Genomic DNA, 12,302 nt, shown 5'->3' with positions numbered 1-12,302 from the left:
GGGTTACTGATACCCAGCGTACCTGATACGCTGAGTATCGTGAACATCCCCAGGCCAGGACTTCCCGCCGAACAAGACGCCGGGACCCCGCCCCCCGCGGACGGTGAGGCTCCCGCCGTCGACGGCCGCGCCGCCCGCTGGCAGCTCCACCGCGAAGAGCGCCGGCGCGATCTCATCAAGGCCGCCCGCAAGGCAGTCCACGCGCTGGGCAGCGACGCCTCCATGGAGGACATCGCGACCGCGGCCAGTACCTCCAAGTCGGTGTACTACCGCTATTTCGGGGACAAAGCCGGCTTGCAACAGGCAATGGGCGAAGTAGTGCTGGGACAAATGCAACGGCGGATGAAGGAAGCGGCAGAAAGCGCGCAGACTCCTCGCGAAGGCTTGTTCGCCATGGTCTCCGCCTACCTGCAGATGGCGGAGTCCAGCCCCGCCGTCTACGCGTTCATCACGCGGCTCTCGCAAGGGGAACCCTCGGCTCAAGACGCCATCGCCGCCTCGGGAGCCCTTGGCCACTTCTTCGAGTCGATCAGTGCCATGATCGCCCGGCCCATGCGGGAACACCTGGGGGCGGAAAAGGAGGCACTGATCGACTACTGGCCCACCGCGGCCATCGGGCTGGTCCGCAACGCCGGCGAGAGGTGGCTCGGTAGTCCCGCCTCCCCCGCAAAGCCCGACCAGGAAACCATGGCGGCCCGGATCACCGATTGGCTGTGCGTGGGAATCGCCCCGGAACTCAAGATCAACTCCTCTGAATATCAGCAATGACTCCACGTTGTTCGGAACCAAAGAAGGAATCACCATGACTGAAGTAGCGGACCGCACCTCCTCCAGCAACCGCGCGGCCTCGGGAACGGCTGCAAGCACACAGCCCGCTGCGCCCGCCCCTACGGTGGCTGTAGCGGCCCTTGGCGAACTGCTGCTCGGCAAGTGGGCCCATATCCGGCACACGGCGCGCGAGCTCGCGGGCCGTCCCGAGGTACACAAGATCGAAGGCTTGACGCATACCGAGCACCGCAGGCGTGTATTCGGGCAGCTGAAGTACCTCGTGGAAAACAACGCCGTACACCGGGCTTTCCCCGCCAGCCTGGGCGGTTCGGATGACCACGGCGGCAACATCGCCGGCTTCGAGGAGCTCGTCACTGCCGATCCTTCACTCCAGATCAAGGCCGGCGTCCAGTGGGGTCTCTTCGGTTCAGCGGTGATGCACCTCGGCACGGAGGAGCACCAGACCACATGGCTGCCCGGAATCATGAGCCTGGAGATCCCCGGCTGCTTCGCCATGACCGAAACCGGGCACGGCTCCGATGTTGCGAGCATCGCGACCACGGCCACGTATGACGAGGCCACCCAGGAGTTCGTCATCAACACTCCGTTCCGTGCCGCATGGAAGGACTACATCGGCAACGCAGCCGAGGACGGCCTGGCCGCCGTCGTGTTCGCCCAACTGGTGACCCGCAACGTGAACCACGGCGTCCACGCGTTCTATGTTCAGCTGCGGGACCCGGACACCAAAGAGTTCCTGCCCGGAATCGGCGGGGAAGACGACGGCGTCAAGGGCGGGCTCAACGGTATCGACAACGGCCGCCTGCACTTCACCGATGTCCGTGTCCCGCGCACCAACCTGCTCAACCGCTACGGCAACGTCTCCCCCGAAGGCGAGTACACCTCGCCCATCGCGAGCCCGGGACGGCGCTTCTTCACGATGCTCGGAACCCTGGTGCAGGGCCGTGTCTCCCTCGACGGCGCCGCAGTCGCCGCCAGCAAGGTGGCCTTGACGACCGCCATCCGCTACGCCGCCGAACGGCGCCAGTTCAACGCCTCCTCCCCCACTGACGAGGAAGTCCTGCTGGACTACCAGCGGCACCAGCGCCGCTTGTTCACCCGGCTTGCCACCACCTTTGCGGCGAGCTTCGCCCACGAGCAGCTGCTCGAAAAGTTCGACGACGTCTTCTCAGGCCGGCACGACACCGACGCCGACCGCCAGGACCTCGAGACCCTCGCCGCGGCCCTCAAGCCCATGAGCACCTGGCACGCGCTCGACACGCTGCAAGAGTGCCGGGAGGCCTGCGGCGGCGCTGGATTCCTCATCGAGAACCGTTTCGCCTCGCTCCGCGCGGACCTGGACGTCTATGCCACTTTCGAAGGTGACAACACTGTGCTTCTCCAGCTCGTCGCCAAGCGCCTCCTGGCCGACTACGCCAAAGAGTTCCGCAACGTCGACTTTGGCGTGCTCGCCCGCTTCGTGGCCGCCCAGGCCGCGGACGTCGCCATCAACCGCACCGGCCTGCGGCAAGTAGCGCAGTTCGTGGCGGACACGGGATCAGTCCAGAAAGCCGCGCTCGCCCTGCGGGACGAAGAAGGCCAACGCACGCTCCTGACAGACCGGGTGCAGTCCATGGTGGCGGAGGTGGGTTCTGCGCTCAAGGGTGCAAACAAGCTTCCACAGCACCAGGGCGCCGCACTGTTCAACCAGCATCAGGACGATTTGATTGAAGCCGCCCAGGCCCACGCCGAACTCCTGCAATGGGAAGCGTTCACCGAAGCCCTCGGCAAGGTCGGCGACCCGGGTACCCTGCGAGTCATGACATGGCTTCGCGACCTGTTTGGCCTCTCCCTCATTGAGAAACACCTGTCCTGGTACCTCATGAACGGCCGCCTTTCCATGCAGCGCGGACGCACCGTCGGGGCCTACATCAACAGGCTGCTCGTCAAGATCCGTCCCCACGCCCTGGACCTGGTTGATTCCTTCGGCTACGGTCCGGAGCACTTGCGGGCGGCCATCGCCTCGGGGGCCGAGAAGGAACGCCAGGACGGAGCCCGCGGCCACTTCCGGGCGCAACGGGCAAGCGGCAACGCCCCCGCCGAGGAGAAGAGCCTCCTCGCGTTGAAGGGGAGGAAATCCAGCTAGCATCCTGCCGTGACCGGCCGGTGAACAGTTGCCGAATCCTTTAACGACGACGGCGCCGCACTCCCGCTGAGGGGGTGCGGCGCCGCCGTCGTTCCGTCCCAACTCACTCGCATTTGTTGTCGTTATGAGCCCTCAAAACGACACTTACTGCGAGTCACTTGGGAACTAAGGTTGGAAGGTCAGGGGGCGAGGACCGAACGATAGACCTCGAGGGTTGTTTCGGTGATCGACTCCCAGGAGAAATGTTCCTCCGCCCGGACGCGGCCCGCGGCACCCATGACCTTGGCCCGCGCCGGATCGGACACAACCTCGTTGAGGGCGGCGGCGAAATCCGCGACGAACTTTTCGGGATCCAGTGGAGTGCCGGTGCCGTCCGTGACTTGCTCCAGTTCCACCAGCAGTCCTGTTTCGCCGTGCTGAACAACTTCGGGGATGCCGCCAGTGGCGCTTGCCACGACGGCTGCGCCACATGCCATGGCCTCGAGGTTGACGATGCCGAGGGGCTCGTAGATCGACGGGCAAGCGAAGGCCGTGGCATGGCTGAGGACCTGGATGAGCTCATGCCTCGGAAGCATGCGTTCGATGACCAGGACACCTTGGCGTTTGCCCTGCAGGTCCTCGATGAGGCGGGCCGTTTCCGCTGCGAGTTCCGGGGTGTCCGCCGCTCCCAAGCACAGCACAAGCTGCACATCTTCCGGCAAGCTGGCCGCAGCCTTCAGGAGGTAAGGGACGCCCTTCTGGCGGGTGTTACGCCCAACGAAGACCACACTGGGCTTGGCGGGGTCGATGCCGACGGCACGAATTGCGTCTTCGCCCTCGTCCGGCTGCCACATGTCGACGTCGATGCCGTTGTGGACCACCCGGACCCTGGCGGGATCCACGTTCGGATAGCTGCGCAGGATGTCCTTCCGCATGCCGTCCGAGACGGCGATGATAGCCGCGGCGGCCTCATAGGCGGTCTTTTCAACCCATGAGGACAACGCGTAGCCACCGCCTAGCTGCTCCGCTTTCCACGGCCGCAACGGCTCCAGGCTATGGGCGCTGAGCACATGGGGTATCCCATGCAACAGCGACGCCAGGTGGCCGGCCATGTTGGCGTACCAAGTATGGGAATGGACCAGGTCCGCTCCGGCGATGTCCGGCACGATGCGCAAATCCACCCCGAGGGTCTGGACAGCGGCATTGGCCGCCCCCAGATCATCCGGTGTGGAATACGACGTCACCGTTGCACCGTGGAAGTCCGCATCACGGGGCGCGCCGAAGGCACGCACCTGCAGATCCACGTGCTTCGCCAAGACGCGGCTTAGCTCGGCAACATGCACACCGGCCCCGCCATAGATTTCGGGTGGAAACTCTTTAGTCACAATGTCTACGCGCACGCTACCTAACGTAGTCCTTCCGGAGTATGTGTTCTAGTGTGAAAGGGTCCGGCAACCCGGGCTTTTTTCGGGGGCTACAAAGACGTACAGGGAGAGCAAACACCATGGCGTTGAAGAAAGTATTGTCAATTGTGTTGGCTGGCGGCGAAGGAAACCGCCTTATGCCATTGACGGCAGACAGGGCCAAACCTGCGGTGCCGTTTGCGGGGGGGTATCGATTGATCGATTTCGCTCTCTCGAATCTGGTCAATTCCGGGTACCTCCAGATCGTGGTGTTGACCCAGTACAAGTCGCACAGTCTTGACCGCCACATTTCCGAGACCTGGCGGATGTCCACCCAGCTGGGCAGATATGTCGCCTCGGTTCCCGCCCAGCAGCGCGTGGGCAAGAGCTGGTTCCTCGGCAGCGCGAATGCCATTTACCAGTCCCTGAACCTGATTCACGACGCCAACCCCGACATTGTTGTCGTGGTCGGAGCGGACCACGTTTACCGCATGGACTTCCAGCAGATGGTCCAACAGCACGTGGCCAGCGGAGCCAAGGCCACAGTTGCGGCCGTCCGCCAGCCACTGAACATGGCCAACCAGTTCGGCGTGATCGAGGTTGACAAAAACGATCCCCAGAAGATTTCGGCGTTCGTGGAAAAGCCTGCGGAAACGGAAGGCCTCGCCGCCGATCCTTCGCAGTTCCTTGCCTCCATGGGCAACTATGTCTTCGACGCCGACGCCCTGGTGGAAGCACTCCGCATCGATGCGGAGCGCCTGGACACCAAGCACGACATGGGCGGCGACATCATCCCTTACTTCGTGTCCCAGGGTGAGGCCGGCGTCTACGACTTCACGCTCAACGATATTCCCGGTTCCACTGAACGCGACCGCACGTACTGGCGCGACGTTGGAACCATCGATTCCTTTTATGACGCCCACATGGACCTCATTTCACCCGTGCCGATATTCAACCTGTACAACTCGGAATGGCCCATCTACACGCGGCAGAGTATTTCACCGCCGGCCAAGTTTGTCCGGGGCGAGAACAGCACCGTGGGCACCGCGCTGGACTCCATCGTGGCCAGTGGCTCGGTAATCTCCGGCGGAATCGTGGAAGGATCCGTGCTCTCCAACGATGTTTACGTAGGACCGGCCACCAGGGTCCAGGACTCGGTGCTGATGGACAAGGTGCGCATCGGTGCAGGTGCCGTGGTCAAACGAGCAATCATCGACAAAAACGTGAAAGTCCCCGCCGGGGCTGCCATTGGCTTGGATCCCGACCTCGACCGGGCCCGCGGCTTCAAGGTCACCGAATCCGGAATCACCGTGCTCGCCAAGGACCAGGTGGTACCGGAGCCGGAGGCGTCCGAGCTCGCCCTGGCGGCCGAATACCGCCGCTCGGTGCCGGAGGCGATCAAGGCCGCGACGGAGAAGTTCCCTGACATCAGGGACTCCGCGGAGCAGGTCACGAAAATCCAGGCTTCCTCGGTAGAGGTCTGACCCGGAACCCAGGAATCCCGGAACTAGAACAGCCCCCGGCCTCCCAGGCGACAGCAGGCCTCCAGCCGCTGCCGCCTGGGCCTGTTGCCTCATTGCAATACCTCCGGGAAGAGTAATACGTTGCCTCATTTGAAAACCTCCGGATGGGTGGTTTCGTTGCCTCATTGAAGTGCCTCCGGGAGGCCTAGTGGTTCCAGGCGCGGTTGACGGGTTTGAGGGGTGCTGGTTTCTTGGCTAAGGCCAGTGTTTCCAGCTGCCCGGTGAGCGCCAGGATCTGGCGTGAGAGGGCTCCGGGCTTGATGCGTTTGAAGGCGGCGTTCATCTGGATGACCGGGCGTTTGTGCATCCGTTCATGCCGGATCGCGCGTTGGTGGGGTGTGGCGGGGGCGTCGTGTTTCTTGGTGACTTTCGCGCCGTGCCGCTGCTTGAAGAGTAGCTTCTGCTGGGGCAGCAGGTAGTTGGTGAAGACACGGTCCAGCTCCCAGATCTCGTTGAGTTTGGCCAGTTCCGCGGCGGTGTCGTAGCGCAGGTAGCCGACCAGTTCCCGGACCCTGGCCCAGTTCTTCTGCTCCACGTGGGCTCCGTCGTTTTTGTTGCCGGGCCGGGAGCGGGTGAAGATGATCTCGTGCGCGTGGCAGTAGGCCAGCAGATGCTCGTTGATGAACTCGGAACCGTTGTCTGAATCGATGCCCATGATGGGGAACGGGAACACGGCAGTGACGTGTTCGAGGGCCTCGAAGACCCATTTGGCGGCCTTGTTCCGCACCGACCGGTTCACGGTCCAGCCCGTGGCGATGTCCGTCACCGTCAGGGTGCAGCAGAACTCCCCGAAGCTGTTGCCTCCCTCGTGGCCCACCAGGTCGATCTCCACAAACCCCGGGACGGCGTCATCCCATTCGGCCCAGGTGCGGACCGGGATCTGGGATTTGAGCAGCGTGCCCGGCTTGGTATGGGACCGTCCCCGGGGGAAAAGTTTCGCCCGTTCGCCGGCGAGTTTCCGGTCGATGGTCGCTGCGCTCATCCGCGTCAGCAGTCCGGCCTGTTCATCGGTCAGCTCAAGTTCCCGGTCCCGGCGCAGCAGCGGCACCAGGACAGGCAGCATCGGGGCCAGCAGCCTGCCGGCAGGGGCGCGCAGCACGGCCCAGCACTTGATGAGGGCCGGCAGCAGATCAGGCCCGTACACCGGGGTCCTGCCCGGGCGTGGCCTGACGATCTTCAACACCAGGGCGTCCCGCAACGCCGCCCGGGCGTAGTCGCGGTGCCACCCGGTCAGCTCGACCAGTTCGTTCAGAATCCGGGACTTCCCGGCACGATCGGCACCCTTATAGGCGAGGGCCTTCTTCTTCGTCACAGCTTGCCGCTGGGCCATCGTTAGCTCCATGAAAACGGGCATAGCCCCCAACCGCCGCCACACCTGCGAACCACGCCGCTACGCGGAGGTTTTCAAATGAGGCAACGTATCCGGCTACGCGGAGGTTTTCAATGAGTCAACGCGCTGGGAGGCTTTGCTGTGCCCGACCCTGTAAAATTGACCCAATGAGCCCCGCCGATTTGACGCCTGAAGAGATCCAGGCCTGCCTCAAGGTCTTGAACACCATCCACGCCTACGACGAGGAGCACCCGGACTACGTCGCCATCCGTCGTGCCACGGGAAAGATGTTCAAGGCCGTCAAGCGCCATCGCCGGGTCACCAAACGGGACGAGATCGCTGAAGCCGACCGCGCTGTCATCGCACTGACCGCCACCGCAGCCCCGGACAGGATTGACGACGAGACCCGCGGCAACAAGCTGGCCACCTCGGCCACGGGCGAAATCGCCGGCCACCTCATCCGGTCCCGGCCCTGCTACATCTGTAAGCAGCACTACACGCAAGTAGACGCGTTCTACCACCAGTTATGCCCGGAATGTGCGGCCTTCAGCCACAGTAAGCGCGATGCCCGCACGGACCTCAGCGGACGTCGCGCCCTCCTCACGGGTGGGCGCGCCAAGATCGGCATGTACATCGCCATTCGTTTGCTCCGCGACGGAGCACACACCACCATCACCACTCGCTTCCCCAAGGACGCGGCACGACGTTTCGCCGCCATGGAAGACAGTGCGGACTGGCTGCACCGGCTCAGGATCGTGGGCATCGACCTCCGTGATCCCTCACAGGTCATGGCCCTCACCGACTCCCTCAATGAGGCCGGCCCTCTCGACATCATCATCAACAACGCCGCCCAAACGGTCCGGCGGTCGGGGAATGCATACAAGCCCCTGGTGGATGCCGAGGACGAGCCGCTGCCGGAGGCCCTGCAGGCAGCCAATGGCGGCCCGGAGCTGGTCACGTTCGGCCATGCCCACGATAAGCACCCCCTGGCCATCACCCAAAGCGTCACCGATCATCCTGTGCTGGCGGGCGACGCGATTACCTCGCTCGCGTTGTCCACGGGCTCGGCGTCTTTGGCGCGGATCGCGACCGGCACCGCGATCGACGCCGGCGGCCTGGTTCCCGACCTCGCGGCCATCAACAGCTGGACCCAAGTGGTGGACGAAGTCGATCCGCTGGAGATGCTCGAGGTTCAGCTCTGCAACGTCACGGCGCCGTTCCTCCTGGTCAGCCGACTCCGTGGAGCCATGAGGCGCTCCACGGCACACAGAAAGTACATCGTGAACGTCTCGGCCATGGAGGGGCAGTTCTCCCGCGCCTACAAGGGCCCCGGGCACCCGCATACCAACATGGCCAAGGCAGCCTTGAACATGATGACCCGGACCAGCGCACAAGAGATGCTGGACAGCGACGGGATTCTGATGACCGCCGTCGACACCGGATGGATCACTGACGAACGCCCGCATTACACCAAAGTCCGGCTCATGGAGGAAGGTTTCCACGCGCCCCTCGACCTCGTGGACGGGGCGGCGCGTGTCTACGATCCCATCGTCATGGGCGAAAACGGCGAAGACCAGTACGGCGTCTTCCTGAAGGACTACAAGCCCTCCCCCTGGTAATCCAGGCGGAGGGCCGCGGGCCTGCTAAGTGAGTCGCGTGATCTCGACCGTCACGGTGAGGCCTGAGCCGCCGCCGCCGGACAGGATGCCCTTCAGGGGAGGAACATCCCGGTAGTCACGGCCCCGCGCCACGGTGACGTGGAGATCTCCGGCAGGCTTGTGGTTGGTGGGATCCCAGCTGCGCCATTCGCCGTCCCACCATTCCAGCCAAGCGTGGGATTGGCCGGCGACGGTTTCGCCGATCTCGGCCGTGGGCCGCGGATGGATGTAACCGGACACGTACCGGGCCGGAATGCCGCAACTGCGGAGCGAGCCGATGGCCAAGTGGGCCAAGTCTTGGCAGACTCCTTGGCGCTGGTTCCAGGCTTCCTCGGCGTTGGTGGTAACGCCCGTGGTGCCTTTCACATAACTCATTTCGCCGCGCATCCATTCGAAAATGGCCATGGCAGTCTCGTGCGGGTTCTTGCCGGCGACGACGGCGGGAATGATGCCGAGGACTTCCTCCCCCGGACCGCTGAGCTGCGACTGGGGCAACCAGTCGCTGAACTGGTCCCGGATCTCGTCGGAAGCCATCACATCCCAGCCAACGATGTCTTCGTCCAGGGCCACCCGTTCCACCCGGTGGACCTCAACGGTGGTGGTGGCCACCACTTCGAGGCGCTCGTGCGGCATCTGCATATCGAAGGCGGTCACGCGGGTGCCCCAATAATCGCGGTAGGTGCTCACGGCAGCTTGCGACGGCGTGATCTTCAGCGAGGATTCAAGGACCACCTGTTGCGGATCGGTCAACGGCGTCATGCGTGCCTCGTTGTACGACAGGGTCACTCGGCGGTTGTATTTGTAGGCCGTCTTGTGGACGATGCTCAGCCGGGTCATGAAACTTCTCCCACCCAGGCCAGTTCATCCGCCTGATTGAAGTACTTACGGGAAATCGCGTCGGAGGCCTGCGTGACGGCCTTCTGCACCCGGTCCATATGCTCGGGCAGCTCGGACATGAGATCGTCCGTGCGATGGAACTCAAGGAAGGTACGGGCCTGGCCGACGATCCGACGGGCGTCATTGATGAAGCCCACCCGCTGCGCGGAGGGATCCAGCTTGGCGAGGCACTCGTCAGCGTCGCGCAGGGCGAAAACAATGGAGCGCGGGAACAAACGGTCCAGCAGGAGGAACTCGGCGGCGTGTTGGTCTCCGAAGGCCGCACGGCGGGTCCGAAGGAAAGACTCGTAGGCGCCGGCGCAACGCAACATGTTGACCCAGGACATTCCCGCGGAGAGGACATCCCTCGTGGACAGCATCCGCGCGGTCATGTCGGCACGTTCGAGCGAACGTCCGAGGACCAGGAAAAGCCAGCTTTCGTCGTGGCTCACCGTCGTGTCCGCGAGGCCCCTGACCATGGCGGTGCGTTCCAGTACCCAGTTGCAGAAACGGTACGTACCCACGACGTCCTTACGGTGCTGGTTCAGCCCGTAGTACGTCGTGTTGAGGCTCTCCCACAATGAGGAGGACACGGTCTCGCGTGCCCGCCGCGCATTCTCACGCGCAGCCCCCAAGGAACCGGCGATGGACGTGGCACTCGTCTTGTCGTAGGCGAGGGCGTGAAGCAGCTCCGGCAAACCGAATTCCTCGCTCTGCGGCCGGGCTCCCATGACAGCCAGGAGTTCCCTCGCCACGCTCCGTTGCTCCTCGAGCGGCAGGTGGTTCAGGCGTTCAAGATGGACGTCCAGGATTCTGGCCGTTCCGTCGGCCCGCTCCACGTAACGGCCGATCCAGAAAAGGGATTCAGCAATACGGCTCAGCATGGGGCTGTGCCTCCTTCGGGTCCTGCGTTGTGACGATGAATGTATCCTGCTCCGGCATCATGTCGTGACGGATCACTGCTGCTGGTCCGATTGGCGGTCCCGCCAGTTGCTTTCGACGGGCCAGACCGAGACCTGTTCACGGACCGTGATGGAGGAACGGGGCAGCTCAACTGCGGGCAGTTGCGGAGAGCCTGAGAGTACCCAAGTGTCCTTGGAACCACCACCTTGGGAAGAGTTCACGATCAGCGAGCCTTCCTTCAGAGCCACCCGGGTCAGCCCGCCGGGGAGCACCCAGACGTCGTCGCCGTCGTTGACCGCGAACGGACGCAAATCCACGTGCCGGGGCCCAAAACGGTCTCCAGAAAGGGTCGGCACGGTGGAAAGCTGAAGCACTGGCTGCGCGATCCAGCCGCGCGGATCCGCCAACACCCGCTTCCGCAAGGCGTCCAACTCGTCCCGCGAAGCATCCGGACCGATCACCAAGCCCTTGCCTCCGGAACCGTCCACCGGCTTGACCACGAGTTCCTCGAGCCGGTCGAGGACCTGCTCGCGGGCTTCCTTCTCTTCCAGCCGGAAGGTCTCCACGTTGGCGATCACCGGTTCTTCGTGCAGGTAGTAACGAATCAGGTCCGGCACGTAGGAATAGACCAATTTGTCATCGGCCACCCCGTTGCCCACCGCGTTCGCGATCGTCACCCCGCCTGCCCTGGCCGCGTTCACCAGTCCCGGACACCCGAGCATGGAATCGGAGCGGAACTGCAACGGATCCAGGAACTCGTCATCGATCCGCTTGTAAATGACGTCGACACGCTGTTCACCGGCGGTGGTGCGCATGTATACCCGGTTTCCGCGGCAGATCAGGTCCCTGCCCTCGACCAGTTCAACGCCCATCAGCCCGGCCAACAGGGTGTGTTCGAAGTAGGCGCTGTTGAAGACACCGGGGGTCAACACCACCACTGTGGGGTCGTCCACCCCGAGGGCGCCGTTTTGCGCAATGCCGAAAGCAGACGGCGCGGGTATTCCTCGACCGGACGGATGTGCTGCTGCCCGAACGCCTCCGGCAAACCCTTCGCCATCGCCCGCCGGTTCTCCAACACGTAGGACACCCCGGAAGGCACGCGGACGTTGTCCTCCAGCACGCGGAACGTGCCCGCGGCGTCGCGGACCACATCGATGCCGGACACGTGCACGCGCACCCCGCCGGCCGGCTCGAAACCATGCACCGCACGGTGGAAGTGCGCACTCGTGGTCACCAATGCCCGCGGCACTACACCGTCGGTGACCACCGCCATCCGCCCGTAGACGTCATCCAAGAAAGCCTCCAGCGCGCGCACGCGCTGCTTAACCCCACGCTCAAGCACATCCCACTCGTCAGCTGGAATCACCCTCGGCACGATGTCCAACGGGAAGGGCCGCTCCTCCCCGGCATAATCGAAGGTCACGCCCCGGTCCAAGAAGGTCCGTGCCATCGACTCGGCACGCGCGCTCACATCGGCCAGCGAAAGTTCGCGGAGTGCGCCGTCCACTTGGCCGTAGGATTTTCGGGCAACTGTGCCCGGGGCAAACATTTCGTCGTAGGCGCCGGAACGCGCGGCGGCCTCGGAGTAATCCCGGAATAGCTCTGACATGGGACTCAGATAATCACCTTTTCGATTACGAACGCATTTCGCGTTCTGCATGTTGCGACACCAACTGTGTACCGGTTCGCATTTCAGCACTTGCATGCATCAAGGTTGAC

8 protein-coding genes and 1 pseudogene are annotated in these 12,302 nt (G+C 63.7%); 4 read left to right on the top strand and 5 right to left on the bottom strand.

All coding sequences use genetic code 11. The annotated features are described in order from the left end of the window. The first annotated feature begins 45 nt into the window (after positions 1 to 45). Both ABD742_RS09325 and ABD742_RS09320 read left to right on the top strand, forming a co-directional pair. Complete coding sequence (locus ABD742_RS09325) at positions 46 to 768, top strand: TetR/AcrR family transcriptional regulator (RefSeq protein ID WP_234749973.1); 723 nt, start codon at positions 46 to 48, stop codon at positions 766 to 768. A 34-nt stretch (positions 769 to 802) separates the two neighbouring features. Next, positions 803 to 2,911: an acyl-CoA dehydrogenase family protein gene (locus tag ABD742_RS09320; RefSeq protein WP_234749349.1), complete on the top strand. Its 2,109-nt coding sequence runs from the start codon at positions 803 to 805 to the stop codon at positions 2,909 to 2,911. A 179-nt stretch (positions 2,912 to 3,090) separates the two neighbouring features. Here ABD742_RS09320 and glgA read toward each other — a convergent pair whose 3' ends face one another. Further along, complete coding sequence (gene glgA / locus ABD742_RS09315; RefSeq protein ID WP_234749351.1) at positions 3,091 to 4,290, bottom strand: glycogen synthase; 1,200 nt, start codon at positions 4,288 to 4,290, stop codon at positions 3,091 to 3,093. A gap of 104 nt (positions 4,291 to 4,394) precedes the next feature. Between glgA and glgC the strand changes: the two genes are divergently transcribed. Beyond that, positions 4,395 to 5,777 carry a glucose-1-phosphate adenylyltransferase gene (gene glgC / locus ABD742_RS09310; RefSeq protein ID WP_078108854.1) on the top strand — a complete coding sequence of 461 codons (1,383 nt, stop codon included), beginning with the start codon at positions 4,395 to 4,397 and terminating at the stop codon, positions 5,775 to 5,777. A 184-nt stretch (positions 5,778 to 5,961) separates the two neighbouring features. Here glgC and ABD742_RS09305 read toward each other — a convergent pair whose 3' ends face one another. After that, positions 5,962 to 7,146 carry an integrase catalytic domain-containing protein gene (locus tag ABD742_RS09305; protein ID WP_234749353.1) on the bottom strand — a complete coding sequence of 395 codons (1,185 nt, stop codon included), beginning with the start codon at positions 7,144 to 7,146 and terminating at the stop codon, positions 5,962 to 5,964. A gap of 167 nt (positions 7,147 to 7,313) precedes the next feature. On the opposite strand from ABD742_RS09305, the gene ABD742_RS09300 reads away from it, so the two are divergent. Further along, positions 7,314 to 8,765 carry an SDR family oxidoreductase gene (locus tag ABD742_RS09300; protein ID WP_234749355.1) on the top strand — a complete coding sequence of 484 codons (1,452 nt, stop codon included), beginning with the start codon at positions 7,314 to 7,316 and terminating at the stop codon, positions 8,763 to 8,765. Positions 8,766 to 8,789: 24 nt separating this feature from the next. On the opposite strand, the gene ABD742_RS09295 is transcribed toward ABD742_RS09300, so the two are convergent. The 3 genes and pseudogenes from ABD742_RS09295 to ABD742_RS09285 form a co-directional block, all read right to left on the bottom strand. Continuing rightward, on the bottom strand, positions 8,790 to 9,641 hold the full coding sequence (locus tag ABD742_RS09295; protein ID WP_234749358.1) for a transglutaminase family protein: 852 nt from the start codon (positions 9,639 to 9,641) through the stop codon (positions 8,790 to 8,792). Beyond that, positions 9,638 to 10,564 (bottom strand): alpha-E domain-containing protein, encoded by a 927-nt coding sequence (locus ABD742_RS09290; protein ID WP_078108851.1) that lies wholly within the window; start codon positions 10,562 to 10,564, stop codon positions 9,638 to 9,640. The genes ABD742_RS09295 and ABD742_RS09290 overlap by 4 nt, the downstream gene beginning before the upstream one ends. A gap of 72 nt (positions 10,565 to 10,636) precedes the next feature. Next, positions 10,637 to 12,192 (bottom strand): annotated as a pseudogene (locus ABD742_RS09285) (circularly permuted type 2 ATP-grasp protein). Positions 12,193 to 12,302 lie beyond the last annotated feature (110 nt).

The sequence above is a fragment of the Arthrobacter ramosus genome, assembly GCF_039535095.1.
GTDB classification, from domain to species: Bacteria; Actinomycetota; Actinomycetes; order Actinomycetales; family Micrococcaceae; genus Arthrobacter; species Arthrobacter ramosus.
Note: the sequence above shows the minus strand (reverse complement) of the source record. Positions and strands in the feature narration are given on the sequence as shown.

Coding starts and splice junctions, on each gene's coding strand:
- ABD742_RS09320 (WP_234749349.1), top strand. CDS start 803: ATGACTGAAGTAGCGGACCGCACCTCCTCCAGCAACCGCGCGGCCTCG.
- glgC (WP_078108854.1), top strand. CDS start 4,395: ATGGCGTTGAAGAAAGTATTGTCAATTGTGTTGGCTGGCGGCGAAGGA.
- ABD742_RS09305 (WP_234749353.1), bottom strand. CDS start 7,146: ATGGCCCAGCGGCAAGCTGTGACGAAGAAGAAGGCCCTCGCCTATAAG.
- ABD742_RS09300 (WP_234749355.1), top strand. CDS start 7,314: ATGAGCCCCGCCGATTTGACGCCTGAAGAGATCCAGGCCTGCCTCAAG.
- ABD742_RS09295 (WP_234749358.1), bottom strand. CDS start 9,641: ATGACCCGGCTGAGCATCGTCCACAAGACGGCCTACAAATACAACCGC.
- ABD742_RS09290 (WP_078108851.1), bottom strand. CDS start 10,564: ATGCTGAGCCGTATTGCTGAATCCCTTTTCTGGATCGGCCGTTACGTG.